The 22307-nt window shown below is 67.0% G+C and carries 1 protein-coding gene (running past one end of the window); it reads right to left on the bottom strand.

Annotated elements, in window-relative coordinates:
* On the bottom strand, positions 1-22307 hold the 5' portion of the coding sequence (locus AC3WOB_RS25360) for a DUF4347 domain-containing protein (RefSeq protein WP_492276535.1). It extends 9754 nt beyond the left edge of the window; 22307 of the gene's 32061 nt are visible here — the first part of the coding sequence; its start codon is at positions 22305-22307; the stop codon falls past the left edge of the window.

Genomic DNA, 22307 nt, shown 5'->3' with positions numbered 1-22307 from the left:
TACACCAGTTCCGCCGGCAGGCGGGTCGAAACCACCGTGCCCAGGCCGTTGCGGATGTAGTAGTTCTTCGTCTCCACCGCCGCACCGGAGAAGGTCACGGACACGTGGTTCTGCGAGTTGTACAGGCTGTTTGCGGGCGAACCGTCCGCCTGGACCAGGCTCAGGGACTCGATGCGGCGCGTGTAGCTCACGCCGTCTATCGTGAAGGTGATCTCGCTGCCGATCAACCCGTTCCCGGCATTGTTCATCCACTGGTTGTAGGCCTGCACCGAGGAGACGCTTCCTGGCATGCTCCAGCCCAACTGCGTGCCCGAAAGCAGCAGCTGATTGGAGACCACGGAGCGTTCGACCACGGACCATGCGCTATTCGGCGCGGTGGCAGTCAGGTTCGCGTATAGCGATCCTGCGCCCGTGCCGATCTGGTCGTTCGGGTTCGCCAGGTTGTGCTGCAGGATCGCGTTGACGATGGCCGACGTGATGTCCTGGTCGCCCGCTTGCGGCGAGCCGATGGCGCCCACCGCCGGCACAGCGGGCCGCACCGTGTCGGTGGTTCCGGTGTAGCTGCCGGCCCCGGCCGTATCGGTGCCATTGCTCAGCACGATGTTCAGTTCGCGGTGGCCGTTGGGATCGGCCGTGGTCAGATCGCCCACATACGGCGACTTGAGCCGGATGAGGACGGTATCGAAGCTGTTCGACCCCCACCATGATCCCGTGGGCAGGATCTGGTCGATCGACAGCACCTGCCCGCCCACCAGTATGGTGGTGTAGCTGCGCATTCCCGCCAGCACGCGCTGGGCGTAATCGACGATAGACGGGTCCGCCTTGGCGGCGAATTGCGTCATCTGATCGGCGCTGAGCTGCAAGCGCAGCGTGTCCGATCCCTGCTGCGTGGTCAGGGCGCCCGTGGGCAAAGTGAAGGAGATCGGCAGATTGGAGTTGGACTGCTCGGCCGCTCCCGCCAGCGCATACGACGGTCCGTACAGCACCCCCTGGCTGCCGGCGGTATAGCCCAGCGAAGCCAGCGACACCGGCCCGGCGCCCGGGTTGGACGGATCGTACAGCGTGAAGCTGAACTGATAGACGCCATTCGCGCCGCTACCCGCCACCAGCCCCAGATACCCCAGGATCTCGGTGCGGGCGTTGCCGTTCAGGCTGTTGTTGTACGCCAGGCGCACCAGGCGCTGGCCATCGACGGCCGCCTGCAAGACCGCTGCATACTCGTCGGCCGTCATGCTGACCGCCAGGTACTGGCCGCCTTCGGCCTGCGTGCTCAGGTAGGTGCCCGCGCCGCCCAGCGTCACGCTGGCGGTCTGCAACGAACGCACGCCGGACCAGTAACTGTCGTATTGCGCCAGCTGCGCGCTCAGTTCGGCCAGGATCTTGGCCGTGACCGTGGGGTAGGCTTTTTCCGTCGCGGTGCGCGTGTCGGCCAATTCTCCGTCCAGCAGCGAGCCGCCGTTCAGGCTGATATGCACGCCGCCCAGCTCCGCATAGACGGCCGCTTGCGGGTTGCTCCAGTTCACCGGCTTGACCAACGTGAGATCGGCGTTCAGGACGTTCTGCGCCAGATAGATGCTCTTGTCGGCGCCGGCAGGGCCGCCAGCCAGGCCCGCCTGGGCCGCGAAGCCCTGGCGCGCGTGGATGACCAGCGCCTTGGATGCCGTGCCGATAGCGCCATAACCGGCGTTCAGCTCGATCCGGTTGCCCGAGACCACCGTGTCGTTGCCGGCGGACGCATGGCTGAAGATGCCGTTGAGCGCTTCGATGTAGACCGTGCCCGCGGACGAGGCCACCTTTTTCAGCGAGGCCCAGGAACTGGCGCCGCCGTCCGAGAAGTAGTTCAGCCGGATGTCGTTGCGCGCTTCGGCCCGGGTATAGCCGTTCGAACCCATGATATTCAGGTTGATCGTGCCGCCCAGGGCGATGGCGTCGACGTTGACCACGGCGGATGCGCCGGACGGCATCTGGCCGTTGACGTCGCGTGCCATGATGCCGACTTCGCCCTGCATCGTGATGGAGGTCGGCGTGGAGGCCGAGACGGCCTCGATGTGCACGGTCTTGCCATTGCCGACGATCAGGTTGCCGGCCAGCGTCACGTTGCCGTTGCTACGGATGTAGATGGCGTTGTCGCTGTTGCTGGAGCCCAGGAAGCTCAGCGTGATCTCCTGCGATGCAGGAACATAGAAGGTGAACAGCTCCTGCTGCTTCTTCTCGACCACCTGCGTGAGCGTGGTGGTCTTGGTGCGCAGCCAGCCGCCGCCACTGGTGTGCGGGCCGTCGTTGCGCACGATCACGCCAGTATTGAACTTGCGGTAGGCCACGCTGAACGCGGACGTATCCAGCGCGGTGCCGCCCGACGATTCCAGGCGGTAATGCTTGCCGTCGGGGCCGACGATGTCGCCGTTGGCGTCCTCGACCAGGCTCTGCGTGCCGCTGCCTTCAATCGTGGACGGCAGCAACGCCTCGTTCAATTTGCCGCTGGCCTGTAGCTGCTGCTTGAGCGCGTCCGGCACCGAATTGATGCCGTCGTAGGCCAGGACGGTAGACACCAGCACGGGGCGCGGCGTCTCATAGACCGTCACCGGCCCGGACTTGGTGGTGTCGTTGTCCGTCAGCCAACCCAATGGGTCCCAGTCTCCGAACAGGTTGAAGCGCTTGGTGGTGTAGACCGTGGTAGTGGTCTCACCCGACGTCCAGCCCATGACCCAGACCATCATCTGGCCGGTCTGCGGTTTGTATGACAGGGTCAGCGTGCGGCCATCCTGCAGCGTGCCGGCGGAATTCTTCAATCCGCCCGCATCGCGCTGGCCCGCAGCGTTCTCGTAGACCCAGATCCAGCTGAGCGCGAGAGGATCGGTCGGGTCGGGCGTGACCTGCACGAACTTGTTCCAGACCGTATGCACGACATTGTTCAGGCCCTGCAGTTCGTACAGGTCCTTCTGGCCGCGCGACGTGTCGATGATTTCGATGCGGCCGCGGCGATAGGTACTGACGTCGATATCGTGCGTCACCAGTGCGTAGGTGGTCTGGTTATCGATATGGACCGAGGCGTAGCCGTTGGCCACAACCAGGTTGCCGTTGCCCACCGACACGATCTGCCCGGTCAGCGAAATGCTGCCCCCCGCCAACCTGATCGGGTCCAGGATGATGGTCTGCGTGGCGTAGTCGAAGCGGCCCGTGATGGCGCCATAGCGGTTCAAGGATCCGTCCGCGCTGAACGATACGCCGTTGATGGCGTAGCCATTGCCATCCTGCAAGGCCTTGTCCTGATCGCCGCGGAACGAGCTGTCGATCTTGATGTAGGCATCGGTGACGCCGCTCTGGATCTTGCCGTCGATATTCAGCGTCAAGGCCGAAATGCTGATGGCGCCCAGGGCGAAAATTCGCGAATCCCGCGCTGCCGGATTGTCATTCAGGTACTTCGAGAACGGATCGAGCTTGGTGTAGCCCCACTTCAGCAGCACGTTCTGCATCGTGTCATCGATGCCGGTGCTGACGCCGCTGTTCTTCAGGGCGTTGATGACGCTCTGCCACTTGTCGTTCAGGAACGTGGGGTCGACGCCCGAGTTGTACCAGCCTTCGCTTTGCAGGCTGAAGTTGCCCTTGGCCACGATGTCCAGGCTGAGCGCCTGGATGGTTCCCGACACGTTGATGCTGCCCAGCGCGTTGACCACCGACACCTTGCCCAGCGGGTTGACCACCGCGCCCATCAGGCTCAGGTCGACCGGCGCGTTCACAATCATCTTCGCCAGGCCATTGTCCGGGTCTGACGGATCGTTCAAGGCCCCGCCGAACGGGTCCGCGGCCCAGCCGTTCTTGATCTGGCTGATGCTGACCTCGGCCGTGTCGGCCCCCGACGCGCCCTTCACGGACACGTCATTGACGTACAGGTGCCCGGTCTTGAAGACCTTGAGCTGGCCGTCGGACCCCGGGCGGATGATGGTGCCGTCCAGCACGACCGCGTCCCTGACGTTCATCAGCATCGGCGAGTCGTTGACGATATTGATCTGGGTGTTGGCGCGGGCGTCGATGCCCGACCGGTACACGCCGCCGGTATCAGTCGCGTTCACATAGACCGAGCCGCCGGACGCGTACATATCCGGCATGTCGATGAAGAACGTGCTGAACGAATCCAGGTAGCGGATCTGTCCGTTCTGCAGCTTCACGCCCATCTGGATGCTTTGCAGCTGCTGCTGCAAGGCGGCGATGTTGGCCTGATAGCGCGCGACGGCCTGCGGGTTCGAGGCATGCTCGGCCTGCATCCGCGTCAGCGTGCGGATCTGCTCGCTGATGACATTCTGCTGGCTGGCGTAGCGCAGCGTGGGCTGGGCGATGTCCACCGTCTTCAGCACGAAGTACAGCTTGCCGACGTTGCCGGCGGCTGTGCTGCCGAAGTTCGACTTCAGGGCGTCGCCCACCTGGGTGGCAGTCGGATTGCTCAAGTACATCCAATAGCTGCTATTGGCGTAGTCCTCCGCCGCCAGATCCAGATCGCGGCTGTTGGGGCTGTTGTAGCGGTAGTAGCTGCCGTTGTGCTCGATGATCATCCCGGCCGTGACGTTGACCTTGATGTCGCTGGCGCTGAACGCCGTCAGCTCATAGCGCACGTCGATATTGACCGTTCCTGGCGCTCCGTCCAGGCTGGTCTTGCCCGCGCCCAGCAGTTTCTCCAGGATCGCCTTGACCGCGGGCGAATTCGAGTCGAACCGCAGAGGAGCTCCCGCAGCGGGTAGCGTGGCGCTGGTATAGCCCAGTTGCTCCAGCAGTTCGGCCGGGATGACGAACAGGTTGGCCGCATTGTTCACGCCCGCAATGATGCGTGTGGCCGCGCCCGTGGCCACCCTGCTGGACGTGGTGTCCACCACGCCGTCGGCCAGCTTGACCGTGGGATTCAGGTTCAGGCCGATTACCTGCACCGAACCGTTCACGCGCGCCTGGTCCAGCTTCGAGGGATTGGTCTCCAGCCGCACGTTGCGCTGGGCTTTGAGCAGCGAGCCGTTGGCCGCTACCCCGTCGATCAGCACAGTGTTGATCTGGCGCGCCTTGGCGCCGCTGTCCACCGCCGGCACCTGGGCGATTCCGACCAGCGTGAACGACACGTTATCGTTGGCCAGCAGATAGCCGGTCGACAGCGGGTCGGTCGCTTTGCCGTTGCCTGCCAGCGCCAGGATGTTGTCGCCTTCGATCGAGGCGTTGTCGATCTGGATGGCGTTGCGCACCGTCAGATCGTTGTTGCTGTCCGACTTGCTGAAGCTGGACACGGAAACCACCAGCAGATCGCTGATGGTGGTTGTCACGCCGCGCGTGTTCGCGGCCATGACCACGTCGCCGAAGGCATTGCGCAGGAATGCGCCGTTTACCTTGACCTGGGCGAGCGTGCCGTCGGTGCTGAGCTTGTTGGTCGACAGCGTCACGGACACGCCGGACACGCCGGTGATCTTGTTGCGCTGGGTGTAGATGATGTCGTTGGTCGCCACCAGGTCCAGCATGCCCGGGGTATCGAAATTGCCCCGCGCCTGCACCACGGTCATGCCCGCCGTGTCGATCGTGCTGCCGGCCTGCCGCGCGCCGCTGACGCTGATGGTCGACTCGGGCTTGAGCGTAACCGTGTGCTTGCTGACGTCGGCCCCCGCCACTCTTACCGAATAGCCGCTCAGGGTGGAGGTACCGCGCACGGTATTGTTGCTGCGGAAATCCAGCTTGTTGCCGATCACGTGCGCGCCGCCGCCGATGTCGATGGCGGACTTGCCGCCCACGACGACATCGATCTTGCCTTGTCTTCCGGCCACCAGCGCAATCGTGCCGGCGTCCATCTTGACGTCCATCGACTGCACCTGGTCCGCCGTGATGCTCAGCAGGGTGCCATCGATGCGGGCGTTGTTGCCGATCTGCACGCGCGTATCCAGCGCGGTCGTCAGCGTGGCGCTGTCTATCGATACCGTCAACCCGCCCACTTCCAGCGAACGGGCCTCGGCCAGCAGGCCGGCCTCGCCGTTGCGCTCGGTGGTTCCCTTTGCCGTAACGCCGATGATGGCGCCCTGCAGCGTCGCGTTATCCACCGACGCCTTGAGCGAGCCGCCCAGTCGGGTTTCGGCGCTCATCACTCCCACACCGATCACGCCGCCGGTGATCGCCTTCGAATAGGCGCGGCCGTAGTACGTGCCCTGCGCATTGATATTGACCATGCCCGGGGTCTCGCCCTGGCCCGGGGCGCTGACCGACAGGCCCTGCAGCACCGCGCCATTGCGCGCTTCGGCCAGGGTTGTCGTGGCGATGTCCACCAGCGCCTTGTTCACATTGACGGCCAGCCCCGTGGTGGCGGCCACGCCGGCGGTCTGGGTCTGGCCGAAGTCCACGCTCACCAACGCGTTCATGTCCACCAGCGGCGCGCTGACGGTCGCGCCGTCCACGGTTGCCGTGGTCGCGTCGCGCGCGATGTTCTCGGCAATGCCTACGCCGATCGCCGCGCCCACCATGCCCACCGCAACGCTGACCTGGGTCAGGTCGATCTCGGCGCGGACCTGGGTATCGGCCTTGATCTCGACCTTGCCCAGCGCCCCCACCTTGCCCGTGCCCGAAATCCGCGCGCTGACATTGTTGCGGGTGGTGTTGGTCACTCGCACCCCCGCGCCCGCGGCCGCGATGCCGCCACCCACCGCCACCGAGGCGGTGACCGCGTCCAGGCCCTTGAATTCGGTCTTCTCGACGGCCACGACGGAGACCGCGTCTTGCGCGCCGACGTTCCTGCCGCTGGCGGTATCGATATACGCGCTGACCTCGTTGGCCGCCACGCTATCCACCAGCGTCACAGCCAGGGCCAGGTTCAAGCCGAAATTTCCCGGCACAGGCAGCGAGGCCGCCACCGCCACGCCATAGGCGCCGGACTTCAGGATGGTGCTGCTGTCCTGGGCGCGCACATTTATGGAGCCGGCCCCGCCGGAGATGCCGGCTATGGCCTGGGACCCCGCGATATAGGCCGACGTCGCCGTGGCAAAACGGTTGCTGACCTGCACGCCGGAACCGGCGGCAGACCCGCCAAAACCCGCCACCGCCACGCTGCCCGCGAAATTGACGCTGGTCAGCGTTTCGCTGGACGTCGCCAGCACGTCCACATTACCGCGATTGACGGAGATAGCGCTGTTCTCGATGTAGGCCAGCGCGCGGTTCGAGCGGTTCACGCCGTCGCCAGCGTGCACGCCGAAAGTATTCCGAGCGATGGACACGCCGATGCTGGCCCCCAGGCCCGCGCCCGTGACGCTCACCGACACCGCGCCGCTGACCGCCTTGATGCTGGAGCTGTTGTCCGCCTTGACCGACACGCCCGTGCCGGCCGTGATGACGGATCCGCTGATGTAGCCGCCTACGTCGTTGGCGACCGTCTGCGTGCTTTCGGCGCCCGCCCCCGACACCGCCACGCCGGCAAAGCCCGCCGCCACCGAGGCAGCGACCGACACGCCGTCCAGCGTCACGGTTTCCTTGGCCGACACCGCCACGGCGTCCGACACCTTCAGCGTCGACGAGGTCACGGAAGACTGCACGCTCATGGCGGCGACGTTGCGCGCCACCGAGGCGCCCACCGACAGCGATCCTCCCTGCATCGCGAACGCCAGCGACGCGCCGATGGCCTTGGCCTCCAGGGTCGCGGTGTCCTCGGCGACAATGGTCGCGCGCGCCATCTGCGCCCCCGCGCCGGCGCTAAGCACCGAATTCGACAGCGCCGCCTCGACCGCGCCCAGCGCCTTGTTGCTGGCCAGCGCCACGCCGACCGACAACGCCAGGCCTTGGGAGGTGCCGGCCAGGCTTGCGCCTGCGGCGGTCGCCTTGAGAGTGGATTGGTTGGACGCCTTGATGTACAAGCTGTCCGCGGCGCGCACGTCGGGATCGATCTGCGTCAAACCGTTGACCTCGGCGCGCGTGACGGCGCGCGAGGTGTTATAGGCCGACGATCCGGCCGCGGCGAGCGCAGCCCCCTGATACGCGATCCCCACGGCGCCGGCCACCACCACCGCTTCCAGCGTCTGCACGGTATCGGCAGTGACGTTGATGGCGCCCAGATTGGACACCTGGGTGTTGGCGAGGCTGGCGCGCGCGCCTGCCGCCTGCGTGATCTCATTCTCGGCCAGCGAAGCGCCGATGGCCAACGAGCCGCCCGCGGCCGTGAAGGCCACGCTGGCGACCACCACCGTGGCCTTGATCGTGCCGCTCATGCCGGCGTCTATCGTCAGCGCGTTGGCGCCATTGCCGCTGACGCGCGAATTGCTCATGATCGCCACGGCGGACGACCCGATCACGTTGTGCGCGTCGGCGCCCCCGCCCGCCAGCGAAATCCCGCCCAGGCTGACGCCGGCGGCGATCGACACCGCCACCGCAACCGTGTGGATGCTGGCCTGGCTATCCGCCTTGACCGTGATCACCGGCGCGCCGGTGAAGTTCACGCCATCCACCTTGGCCAGCGTGTCGTTGGCGACCTCGTTCTGGGCCAGCGACACGGCCACCGACAGCGACGCCGTCGCGCCCAGCGACACCGCCACCGAAATTGCCACGGCGGCAATCGTGCTGTCTATGCGTGACTGGTCCGTCGCCATGACGGACACACTGGCCGCGTTCCAGGCGTGGGCCTGGTTCTGGTCGGTGATGCGGGCCGTGATGGCGGTCTTGATCTTGTTGACCGCCCGCGCCCCCGCGCCAGCTCCCGATACCGCAAGGCTGGCGCCATCGACGATAGGCGGCGCGTAGGCCACCGATACCGCCACCGCGCCCGCCACCACCACGGCGTCTATGCTCTGTTGCCGGTCGACGCTGCCGTCGCCTTTGAACTTCACATTGCTGGCATCCACCGTGACGGCGCCCGCGGTCACCGTACTGCGGTCGATCGACGCCGTGATCTCGTTGACCGGCCGGCCGGCCCCCAACGCGACCACCTGGCCGGCGCTGTTGACGTCGTAGCCGATGACGTTTTCCGCCATAGCCACGCCCACGGACGCCGAAGCGGCGGCGTAGTGGCTGACCGACACCGACGCGGACATGCCCAGCACCACCGCGTTGATCCGGGACAGGCCCAGGGCCCGCACGTCCAGCCCGCCCTTCGTCCCGCCCGCGCCCTCCGTGCTGATGAATGCATCCGAGATACCGGCCTGCACGCTGGCCGAGATGACGTTGCGCGCCAACGCGCCACCGCCGCCGATGGCGGCATTGGCGCTGTCGCCCACCGACACCGCCACGGACGCGCCCAACACCACCGACAGAATGTCGGCCTGCTGGCTCGCGCTGACGGACAGTCCGGCTCCTGCCGTCTGGATATTGCCGCCCCGGATGTCGGCATGCACCGTATTGAAAACCTTGTTGACCGCAACGCTGGTGCCGACCGCGATCGCCACGCCTGCACTGCCGGCCTGCACGCTGACCGCGCCGCCAACGGCAATGGCCGTGATCGTGGCCCGGTCCGACGCCGACACCGTTACGCCCTGACCCGTGCCGTTCGTCCGGATCACGGAGTTTTCGACCAGCGCGCGCACTGTCGTGCTGATTTCACTGATCGCCACCGACACGCCCACCGACGCGCCCGCGCCCATGCCGCCCGCGGAAACCGCCACCGCCAAGGCACCTGCGACGGTCACGATGCTGCCCGTGTTTTCGGCGTTGACGCGTACGTCCCCGGCAATATATCCATTGTTCAGCGGGACCACATTTTTCAGCGTGGCCTCCACCGATCCGCCGATGGTATTGCCGCTGCCCGCGCCGGCGCCCGCCCCGGCGAATCCCTGCCCCACGGCGACTGCCGCCGCTACGCCTATCGATACCGAAACGATGCGCGATTCGTTGATCGCGTCCACCGCGATGCCATGCGCCGAACCGATGGCCGTATTCAGGTTGCCGTTGCCGGCGCCGCTGCCGTCGATATACGCCCGCGTCTGGTTGTTGACGGTATTGTGGGTCGCCGACACTCCGGCCGCGATGCCCGCGCCGCTGCCCGGCGACACCGCCACGCCCAGGCCGCCGGCCACGGCCAGCACATAGCCGTCGTCGCGCGCCTGCACGGCCACGCCCGGCGCGCCGCCTGCCGACAGCGCCTCGACCAGGCGTGCGTTGCGTATGCCCGCGTCGTTCTTGCTGTTCAGGCGGTTGACCGACACCGCGCCGCCCGCCGACACCGCCGCCGTACCCACGGCCACGCTGCCCGCCACGGTCACGTTGTGGATCTGCCCCTTGAAGAGCGAGGCCACCTCCACGTGCGCGCCGCGCACGGCGCCCTGCGTATCGCGGATCTGCGCCGAAATCGAGTGCTCGCGCGCGTTGCCCGCGGGCGCGCCGCCCAGATAGTTGTAGGACAGGCTGGCGCCCACCGCGACGCTCGCGCCCTGCGATCCCAGCCCCAGGGCCACCGCGCCCGCCAGGCTGTTGATCGTGGATTCGTCGCTGGCCCGGACCACGATATCGCCGCCAGCCGCAACATCCTGTCCGACCGCAGTCTCGCCGATCTCGGCCTTGATGCTGTTGGCGATCCAGTTCAGCACAGCCGATCCGCCAAAGCCCACATTGGCGCCGGACCCACCGGCCGCGACCGCGCCGCTGACCGCCATCGCCGAAATCTGCGCATTCAACCCGGGCGACAAGTCATCGGGCTTGGCAAAGGCGGCCTGCACCACGATATCGCCAGTCGCCGACAAGGAAGAACGCAGCGCGCCCGCGTACACCGTATCGAAGACCTGGTTGACCGCGAAAGCCATGCCGGCGGCCACGCGGCCGCCCACGGATACCGCCACATTGCCGGCCAACGCCGCGATGCTGGCGACGTCGCGCGCGACGATGCGGATATCGCCCGAGGTCGCCGTCACCGACGAGTCGCGGATCTGCGCGTGCACCGTGTTCTGGATCGTGTTGACGGCCAGCGATCCGCTTACCGCCACGCCCGCGCCGCCGGCCAGGCCGATCGACACGTTGTAGATGCTGGCGCGCTCTTCGGCGCGCACCTGCACGGCCTGGGCCTCGACGGTCGCCTGCGCGATCGCCGCGCGCACGCCATTGCGCATGTCCGCCACGCTCACGGACGCGCCGATGGCGGCCGATGCTCCCTGGGTGATGGAGATGCCCAGCGCGCCCGTGGCCGTCACGATGCGGCTGGCGTCCTGCGCCGACACCGACACCGCGCCAGCCTCGGCCCGCACCTTGTGTCCGGCTGCCGCGCCCGTGTTGTCGATGATGGCACTGACCTCGGAGCGCGAAATGTTCACGCCCACGGCGCCCGCGCCGCCCAGCGACTTGCCGCCAGCGCCGGCCACCGTGATGCTCAACATGCTGTTGCTCAGCGCATGGCCTTGCGTCAGCGAACCGATGTCCAGCGAGATCAGGCCGCCGGACGTGATGCGATCCACCGCCTTCTGCAGGCTGATGCCGCCCGTGCCCGTGGCCGCGCCCAGCTTCATGGCGATGCCGTCGCGGGCATTCTCCAGCGAGCTCGCCAGCTGATAGCGGAAGGCGCCGCCTTGCGAGGCATTGATCACGTAGTAGCGCTGGCCGTCCACCAGGCCAGCGATGTTGGCGCCCTGGCTGCGGTAGATGACCACGTCGCCCGTGGCCAAGCCCGCGTCGCTGGCGAACGAGAAGCTGTTTTCGCCTATGGCCTGACTCTGGGCCGAGGAAGCCGACAGCGTTGCGTCGGTCGGCGTGCCTTGGGTGATGCTGGTGTTCTGGGTGCCGTCGCTGCCCGTGCTGGTCGAGGTCTGCGAGGTCTGGCGCACCAGCGCAACCTGCGTGAACGCGATCATCGCGTCCGGATTGACCGAAATCGGCTTGTTCTGCGCGTCCAGCAGCTTGACGCCATTGGCATCGGTCAGGAAATACTCGTAGCGCTTGGTGGCGGCGTTGAACTCCGGCACATAGGCCAATTTGCCCAACGTCACCGCGGCGCCGTTCACGTCCTTGAAGCGCAGCGTGGTGCTGTTGACGACTTCAACCACATAGACGTGGTCGTCGGACAGACCCGTCAGCACGCCGTTTGCCGCCAGGTTGACGACGACCTTGTCCCCCGTGGCCAGGCCATGGGCCTTGGGCAAGGTCAGGCTGCCGTCCGCGTTCAGGGCCGCCCCCGCCGGATTGTTGACGCTGAAGCGCTGCAGCGCGCCGCCCACCGCCGCGCCGCTGAAATCGACCAGGTTGCCGTGGCCGTCGCGCAGCTGGAACGAACGCTGGTCGGCGCTCAGGTTGACGACGTAATAGGTCACGCCGACTTTCAAGACATCCTTGCCCTGGGCCAGGATGCGGTTGGCCAGCACGTCCTCGATCTGGCCGTTGGCGCCGACCGAACCGCTGTAAACGATGGCCGCCCCTTCCTGCACGCCCGGGAACGGCAGCGCCAGGGTCAGCGTATTGGCGCCGGTATTCACCGTCGCGCCGGCATCCACGCCGTGGAAGGGTTGCAGGTTGACGCTGGTCGCTTCCTGCATGCGCACATGCGCGAAGCCGATCGCGGCCAGGTTGGTCACGCTGCCGAATTGCAGCGCTTTGCCGCGCAGGGCGTCTTCCTGGGTATCCGCCAGCTGGATGATGGCCTGGCCGTCAGGAGCCTCGCGCCGGATCACGTAGTACACGCGGTCATTGCGCAGGGCCGTACCGTCTGCCAGCGTGATGTTGCCGGCGCCCGAACTCAGGTAGACGCCGTCGCCGGTCTGCCAGCCCGAGAATTCGCCGCCCGTGCCGCCAGTTTGCGCCGGCATGCCGGCGTTGCCGCTATCGTCCTTGGCGCCGTTGATGACGGCCGCCGCATCGCCCGTGAAGGTCAGAGTGCTGCCGCCCTGGTCCACGCGGATGTCGCCGTCGCCCACCGGCAATTGACCGCCGCCGTTGAGCTGGGCATTGCCGCCCGCGGCCATGGGGTCCACCAGGCCGGCGAATACGTTGACGTTGCCCTGCACCGCATGCACGTCGCTGCGCAGAATGGAAGCCGCGACCTTGGGATTGGCGGCGGCGCCGCCGTTGTCGGCCACGCCCACGGTGGTGACGGCTGCGCCCGAATCGGCCAGTGTCGTATTGTTGAAGGCCAGCAGATTGCGGTCGAAAGCCGTATTGCCGCCCATGATGTTGACGGCCACGGCCAGTCCCACCGCCGCGCCCTGGGTCGCGATCGCGCCCGCCACCGTGATGGCGTACAGGGCCGACGCGTCCGAGGCATTGACGCGCACGGCATCGCCCGTGAAGCCTGCCTGGCTGCCTGCCTTGACGGTGCTGTCGCTGATGCGGGCCTCGGTGGCCGCGCGCATCATGTTGACGTTGACCGCTCCGGCCAGCGCGAACTTCTTGGACAGCGCGCCCGCCGCCCCCACCGATACCAGCAGCGGCGACGAATGCGCCGACACGTCTACCTTGCCGGTGACGTCCACGTCCGCGTATTCGATCAGCGCGCTGGTGCGCGAGCTGAACTCGTTGACGCTGACCGACGCGCCCACGGCCACCGAGCCGCCGGCCGTGACCGCAACCCCGCCCGTCACCGCGACCAGCGTATTGTTCTCGGTCGCCTCGACCGTCAGCGACGAGGCGTCGATGCGGCTGCGCGCCGTGACTGCGCCGTTGCTGTCGCGGCTCGGCAGCACATAGGCCGCCACGGCGGACCCGACGCGGTTGACCTGCACCGAGCCCGCGCCCGCGAACTTCGCCTCGCCCATGCCCACGCCGACGCCGACCGCTCCGCCCCCCAGCGAGGACGTATCCTTGGCGGTGAGCTTCACGGCGCCATGGCCGCCGGTATCCACGGTCGAACCCTGGATGCCGGCCATGACGGCGTTGCCAATTTCGTTGTAGCTGACGGCGATGCCCACGCCCGCCTTCTTGCCTACGCCCGCAGCGCCGGTAACGGCGACCAGCGTGGTCTTGTCCTGAGCCCGCACGGTGACGTCATGGCTGCCGCTGGCGGCGCCGTCATAGACGACCTTGCTGTTGAGCAGATAGCTTTCGACGCGGTTGGACATGACATTGACGGACACCGATCCGCCCACGCCCGCGCCATCTCGCGCCGCGCCCAGCGCGCCCGCGAAGCCCACCGCAACCTGGGTGGATTCCGCCGACACATCGACACGGCCCGTGTACAACAGCCCGGTCACCTGGCGGATGCCCGCCTCGACCTTGCTGGTGCTGACGTTGACCGCGACCGCCGCGCCCACGCCGGCCTTGCCGTCCGAGCTGGCGACCGCGCCCGCCACCGTGGCCAGCACGCTCAGGTCGCGGGCCTCCAATGTCACGTCGCGCGCACTGACCTTGGCTGCGTTGCCCAGCAGCGCGATGTTGGCGTAATCCGCCACGCCGACGGCGGCCGAACCGGCCACCGCCACGCCCTTCTGCCCCTTGGCGCCGGCCATGCCGGCGGCGATAGTCACGGCCACGCCGGTACGCCGCGCGGCCAGCGCCAGATCCGCCGCCACCACCAGTTCGCCCACGGCCAGCACCTGGGCGCGCGCTTCGCCGCCCAGCATGTTCATGCTATAGGCGCCCGCGACCCCCACGTTGGACTTTGCGCTATCCGACTGCGCGAGCGCAGCCGAACCCGAAAGGGCCAGCGTATGGGTGCCGTTTTGCGCCTCGACCTTGGCGTCCCCGCCTATCGTGATCTTCATGCCGGCGGCGTTGACGTAGGCCTGCGCGAAGTCGCTGACCATGTTGACCGCCACCGCACCCGAAATGGCTACGCCAGCCTTGGATTGCTGGCTGCCGGAGCCGCCTCCCGGCGCCGCGCCCGCATCCTGCGTCAGCTGAGTCACCTGACCGCTCAGCCCCTCCAGCTTGGAGCCCAGGTCGGTGGTTGACGCAGGCGCGGAACTGTCCGTGCCCGGCGCCGCATCGCCCTGACTAGTGGGCAGCTTGAGGTTGTCCAGGCTGGTACCCGTACCCCCTGCCCCGCCCCTGCCGCCCGCCCCCGCCCCCGTGCCGCCGCCCGCGCCCGCGCCCGCCACCGGGCTGGACACGCGCGAACCCGCCACGGCCAGATTGCCGACAAAGCCCTTGTTCTCCGCCCGGATCGTCAGCGCGGCCGCCGAGAACGATCCCACCGGCAAGGCCGTAGGCGCGCCATCCGCCGCGCGCAGCGTGTCGCCGATCAGGGCCTGCGTCCAGCGGTTGACGTCATTGATGGACACGCTCATGCCCACGCCCACTGCCTGCGATCCGGCGGCGGCGCCCGCCACCGTGCCAACCCAGGTCGCATCCGTCGCCTGGATGTCCGCCGCGCCTGCCGCCACGATGCGGGCGCCCCGGCCGACCTGGGCCAGGGTGGTCGCGCTGGTGGAGTTGACCAGCACCACGCCGTTGAGCGCCAGGGTCTTGGCCTGGCCGCCCGATGCCCCCAGCGTTACCGAAATCAGTTCATTGTCCGCATCGACCGTCAGCTTGCCCGCATTGATCTCGGCAGTGTCGCTGACCACGGCACGGGTTTCGTGCCTGGCCGCGTTCACGTACACCGACACGCCGATGGCCGAGCCTTCCTTCGAGCTGCTGCCGTACTCGAAGCCTTGGTACTTCGGCGTCAGGAATCCCTTGACCCGGTCCTTGCCATAGCTGAAGCGGCCCTCGGACGCGCCGCGGGGAGCGGCCTGCTGGAGCGACTTCGCCCCGCCCAGGGATATCGACGGCAGGATGATGTTGCCCACCAGGTTCAGGCGCTGCGAGGAGTTTTCCGCTTGCACCGTCACATCGCCGGCCGTGCCGCCGGACAGCGTCGTATTGATCTTGCCCGCGGCCTGGGCCTGGGTCTTGGTGTCCTGCACCAGCACCGTGAACGCGCCGGACAGGGCCAGCTTCTTGCTCTTGGCCGTGGCGCTGGCCCAGCTGCTGAAGCTGGACGAGATGCCGCCGGTGCTGGTCAGCGTGGCCTGCAGATTGTTGAGGAAGGACGCGGCCGCCTTGCCCGCCACCTCCGCCTTTGCCTTGGTGCCGTCGGCGTCGTTCCACTTGGTGTTGATGCCGTCGAACGGCGCGTACAGATTGACCAGCCACAGCTTTTTCGGGTCGATCTGGTTCAGGCTGCTGGCGGTGACCGCCACGTCGCCGCCCTGGGTGGTAATCGTGGCGAACTGGCTGACGGTCGCCTGGGTCTTGACATTGTCGATGCCGATGACCACGGCAGCCGCGGCGCCGAAGTCAGAACCGTCCGGACCGGCCGCGCGCTCGGGCTGGTTGGTCGTCAGGTTGTTCTTCTTTTTCAGGAAGGCCTGCTTGTCGGCGATGGGCTGGTCATCCACCCCGCTCATGACCGTGAGCTTGGTGTTGTATTGCGTCTGCGCATTGACGATGACGTCGCCGCCCGCCGTGCTGACCGTGGCCGCCGCCACGCCGTTGCCGATGCGGGCCGTGGTCGTGATGTTGTTCATCGACATGCCCAGCGCCGCGCCGACCTGGAACTCGGTGGAGGGGTTGTCGATTTCTTTCTGGATGTCGGAGTCGTACTTGGCGCGGTCCTCGAAATCCTTCTCTTGCTTGATTTCCTTGATCTTGTCGCCGAACTTGCCGCCCCGGCTATCCGACACCAGCGCGCTGAAGAAACTCTTGGTGTACTGTGCCCCGGTGCCCAGGCCGCCCAGGGCGCCGCTCACGATGGGGCTGACGGTCTTGGCGATGGCCGCGTTCTTGGCCTCGGTCTGCGCCGCCGTGAGGAAATCGCTGCCGGTGGCCGCGCGGCCGCCCAGTATGGTCTTGACGGCGATGGCGCTGCCGGCGTCCTGCGCCTTGGCCTCGACGGTCACCTTGCCCGCATTGCGCGCCACCACCGTGCCGTCCATAAAGGCCTCAGTGGTCAGCTGGTTGTACGCAAAGCCCACTGCCACGCCGACCTTGGCGTAGCCGGCCTTGTACTTGCCCGCTTCCTTGGAAGGATCGATCTTGCCGTCGGCCCCCGTCACCGGCTTGGTGTCGTCGCTTTCGGCCATCGCACCCGCGGCCGATATCGAAATCGTGCTCTTGTGGCTGGTCAGGGCCTGGATCGTCACGTCTCCGCCCACGCCGCTCAGCGCGTGGGTGATCGGATCGGTGGCATGCAGCAAGCCGGTTTCCAGTCTGGCGCCCGCGCCGATGTGCACGGTGGATTCGCTGATGATGACCGCCACGCCCACGCCGATCACCGCCGGCACGGCGCCGACCTGGCCCGGCAGCAGCGCGATCTCCATTTCGTTGGTGAGATCGGACTTGATCGTGATCGACTTGGATGCGATCACCGTGCCCTGCACATCGATGGTCGACTTGTTCTGCAGCACGCCCACCGCTATGCCGGCGATCTTCGCGACCAAGGGGCTCAGCTTGACCGTGGCCGACGTCGTGGACGTGATGCTCACGTCGCCGTTGGACACCAGCCGCGCCTGCGTGCCGACCTTGATCGACGAGTTGTATTCAATGCCGGCCCAGGCCGCCATGGCGCTGGCGCCGTCCAGGAACTTCATCAGGGCGTCGAAGGCCGAGTTGACGCCGCCCGCCAGCGCGCCCAGCACGCCGCCCTGGTTTGCGCCATTCTTGATCAGCGGATCCAGATCGTAGTCTTTGCTATCGATCTTGCTGGTCAGGCTGACCCCGGATCCGCCGGTGTCCTTGGCCCACAGCGTCGCGTTGTTGACCGTGATGGCGGCGTCCAGCTTGTAGATCTGGGCCATCGCGCTACGCCACGGGCGGTAGCGTTGCGCCGCCAGCTCGATCGCGCCGGCCGCCAGCACGATATTGGCGCCGCTGCTGGCGCCGACGGTGATTTTCTCGCCTTCCAGACGCAGGGCGTAGCCCGCATCCAGCGTAATGTTCTGCAGCACCGAGTACGACTGGCCGCGGATGATGACGTTGCGGCCGCTGACCGTCAACGCCTGATCGAGCGTGCCGCTGCCGATGTCCAGCACGTAATCCAACTTGTCCGTATTCGCGCCCAGCGTCACCCCGGCGATCGTGCCGGTCGTGGAGATAAGATTCGACAAGGCGGCGCTGCCGCCCAGCGCCATGACCTGCAGGCTGTTGCCGGTGCCGCTATTGGACGCCAGCGTCACGGTCACGGTGCCTGCGGCGGTATCCGCCGGCTGCGTCACCACGAAGGAAACGTTGCTGGTATTGCCCTTGAGGGTGTCGTAGCCGCCGCGAGTGGCCAGCGTGACGGCCGGGGTCCAGACGCTGGCGTCCAGCGTGGTCGCGCCGCTGGTGTTGGTGGCGATGACCGTGGCGTCCGAGAATGGCGCGCCCGCGAATGTCACCAGGCTCGTATTCGAGCCGCCATCGACATAGTGCACATTGGCGTTCGACAGCACCGCGCCGACGCCGGTATTGACCACCAGGCTGTTGCGCGCGCCGGATTGCGTGACGATGCTGTTGCCGGCGCCGGTATTCTGGCCGGGCTGGCCATAGTTCACGACGAACGTATTTTCCCCGCCGCCTGAGCGGATGGTCGAGTTGGAGCCGGCCAGTACGAACTGCGTCTGATGGCCGATGGCGAGCGCCGCGCCCGTCAGAACGCCCGTGCCGTTGGAGCTGCTTTGCACCTGTCCGGCCGCGATCAGGCCCAGCTTGTAGGCCGCGTCCGACAGGCTGACCGTCGAATTCGACACCGTGCCGTCGGCGTTCAGCGCCGTCTGCATGCCGGGCGCCAGCGAGAACACGCCGGAGTAGCCTGCCGCAATCGCGTCCTGGCTGTAGCTGATCTGCAGACGCCCCTGCACGTCCAGACTGGCCGTCAGCGCGTAGAGATAATCCCAGGGCGTGCTGCTGTCGCTGGCCGGAATCAGCTTGCCGGCATTGGGGCCGCCGACCGCGATACGCAGCGGCTCGCCCGCCGCGTTGACCATGATTCCGGCACCGATGGCGTCCAGCAGGTCCTGGATGGTGCGCACGCCTTCCAGGCCAACATCGACCCGCGCGTTGGCGTGGTTGGGAAACACGAACGCCAGCGCCGGCCCTTCCGCCGGCGTATAGCCCGAGCTCAGATCCGACAGATAGGTCCGCGTGGTCACACCCGTGTGGGCCGTGGTGTCCACGATGTTGGCGCTGCTGCCTTCCACCACGAAGCGGAAGTCGTTGACGTTGGTGAACGTGCTGTTGACCTGCGACGCGCCCGCCCCGATCTTCACCTGGCTATTGTCCAGGGACACGCTCCTGCCGCCGGTGAACAGCTCTATCGTGTTCGACCCCGCGGACCCGATCACCTGGGTGGCGTAGGCATTGCTGATAATGAAATAGTTGGACAAGCCGGCTATGCCGTCCAGCACCGCCGCCCCGGCAAAGCGCGAGGTATCGATCCAGTTGCCGTATTCGCCGCCGATGACGCGCACGCTGGAGATGCCGGCATAGGTGGAAGCGGTGGTTTGGGACTCGTTGGCCGCGCGCTGGATCCAGCCGGTGGCGCCCGTCTGCTGGAACGACACATAGCCCACGCCGCCGCTGGCCGCCATCTGCGACTGGTAGCCCGCGCCGTCCGTGCCCGTCAGGCCGTCGGCCGCCACCACCAGTTCGGTGGCCGCATTGGTGCCCGTGCCGCCGTACAGGTTGTAGCGGCCGCCCAGCAGCATGATCTGGTGCCGGGTGTTGTCGCCCGAACCCGCGCGGATCACGCCGCCCGCCATCAGGCCGCTGACCAGCACCGTATTGCCGCTGAAGGCCGACGCATCGATCAGCGTCGAGCCCAGGCCGCCGTTCAGGCGCGCCTGGCTGAAGGCGCCGTTCAGCGTATTGCTCAAGGTGGGAACCGGCACCCCGGTACCCAGGGGCGTGCCATCGGAGGCGTAGCTTGCCGACAGCTGATTGTTGGTAAGCGTGAAATTCCACTGGCCGTTCTCGTCCAGCGTGTTGCTTTGCGCGCCCGCCTGCGCCCACAGCTGGTTGGCGCCTTGATAGCCGGTAAAAGTATTGTGGCCCAGGCCGCCCAGCAGGACGTTGGCGCCCGCGCTGCCGATCAGCGTCAGGTCGCCACGGTAGTTCGTGCCGTCCAGCGTGACGCTGGTGGCGGCGTGATTCGTGCTGCCCGCCGCTGCCGCGGCGTCGATGGTGCGATAGTCCTGCAAGGTCACGGCGTTCACGCCGCGCAGGGTCACCGTGCTTGCGGTGCCCGCGCCCGGCGGCATGTTCGTCAACGTGGCCGAGGTCTTGTCGCCACTGAGCGCGGCGTCGCTTTCCACGCCCGCGATGTATTCGGTTGCGCCGCCTGCGGCCAGGTTGCCGATCACCAGATCGTTCCCGCCGCCGCCGCTGATGCGGTTCTGTCCGCGGCTGTAGGCCACGGTGATGATGTTGTCGCCCAGGCTGCCGACGATGTCGTTGCCATAGTCGCCACCCGCGCCGATGACGTTGCTGATGTTCAGCACGCCCGCCAGGCCGCTGGCGTCGTAGAGGCCGGTATTGCCGTCCTGGAAGTTCAGGTTGACGGTGACGTTGTCTTCATAGCCCGAGTAATCCAGCGTCGTCCTGCCCGCCACGCCGAAGAACATCTGTACATCGAGGTTGTTGACCAGCGCAGTCGCCAGGCCGTTGACGCTGCCGTCGGCCGCCACGCCCGCGCCCATGAAGACGCTGATGCCTCCGCCGGTCTGCACGCGGGCCGTGACATCAGTACCGAATTGGGTGAGGTCCAGTGTGTTGCCGCTCTGGCCGGCCTGCTGGGTCAGGGTGAAACCGAGGGTGCCGCCCGCGGCGATGTAGGTATTGCCGCCGCCGCTGCCCTTGACGATGTCTTGCGAGTTATTGATCGTGACCGTGGTGTCGCCCACCACCGTGATTCTGTTGCCGCCCTGCGTGGAACCCTTGACTCCGCTGATCGCGCGCACATAGCCGAATCCGGTCGGCGGCGGCGGCGGAACTTCTTCGCCATTGGAGTCCGCCGTGGGGCCGGACAGATCGACCGTCACGCCGGTCGCATAGCCGCTGTAGTCCAATATGGTCTTGCCGCTCTGCGCCGTGCCGATCAGGTTGAAGGTCTTGTCGCCGATCTTCAGACTTTGCGTACCGTCGGCCGACTTGAACACCACGTTGACGACGCGCTGGGTCCAGTTGTTGCCGGCATCCACCGTCGAATACGTGATCTGGTAGGCGTCGTTGCTGCTGATGATGGCCGTGACATTGCCCCGGATGCCCGAGAAATCCAGCGTGTTATTGCTATTGTCGTCGTCTTCGTTGCGTATCCAGACGCCGTTCTCCAGCTTCATTCCCTGGCGCACTTCGATCGTCGTCAGCGCCGCGGTGGAATTGTTGTCGAACACGAATGTGTTATTGCTGCCGTAGCCGATCAAATGTTCATTGACCGCCACGCCCTGCAAGGTGGAACCGCCGCTCTGCAGACCGGCGGCGCTGGCCATCACGCCGTTCCAGCTGGCGACCGTCACCGTGTTGGCGTCGATCACGCCGCGGCGGTAATCCAGCGCCCAATCGCCGCCCAGCGCGGCGCTGCCCACGGTATGCGTGGCCGCCGCCACGTCGGCGCGCGTGATGGCCGCCAGGCTGTCCACGAAAGCGATGCCCGCGCGGCCCGAAGCGACATTGCAGCCATAGAGCAGGATGTCGCCATCATCCGACAGGGCGTCGCCCCAGGCGCGCAACTGATCCTTATAGGCGTCCAGCTGGCCGGCGCCCAGCGCGGCAGTGCCCAGCGTCAACGATCCAACGCTGCCGTGGCTCATGATCTGCACCGCGGCCAGGTCCCGATGCTGGCCCAGGACCTGCGTGATCTGGTCCACGCCGTCGTAGCGGCCGTCCAGCACGATGATCTCCGTGTCGTGGCTGCGCAGCACCTGCAATTGCGGGCCGTCGCCGGTGGGCCTTGCCAGCCCGTCCAGGCCTTCGGTCTTGCCGCTGATCAGGCCGTACAGGCCTTGTACGATCTGCTCGGCGTTGTCCACCGCCGGATCCACGAAGATGATCTGGCGCACCGGTGTCTGTTCGGAGTTCGTGGTGTAGCCGGGGATGTTGGCGGTCATCGCGGACGGCCGGGCCTGTCCCGCTTCCTGGCCGGGCAGCCAGGCCTTGGCATCGCCCTGGCGCGTGGCGTTGGCCTTGGCGTATTGCTCCAGCGTCAGCATCTCGCTGTGCTGGGTAGCGGCCTTGAAGGCAGCCCGCTCCACCAGGTAGGGATGCGAGCCGGGCGCGCTGGGCGTCTTGCCCTGAGCGCCGGCGGCCGGACCACCGGCCCCGGGATGGGCAGGCGCCACCACCGGAGCCTGGTCGCTGGCGGGCGGCGGCGGCGGCACCAGCAATTCGGCCGACATGAGATAGCGGCGCTCCAGCGCCTCGAAGAGCGGCCGCCTGCGAAACAGGGATTGCTGCACCTCGCGGGAGGAACGGCCGGTCCAGAGTTTGCGCGCCAGTTTCTTCATGCTCAT

It is taken from the genome of Achromobacter sp. FW305-C-30-7, from assembly GCF_058783105.1.
The sequence above is the reverse complement of the archived record's forward strand: the minus strand, read 5'-3'. Positions and strand labels throughout refer to the sequence as shown.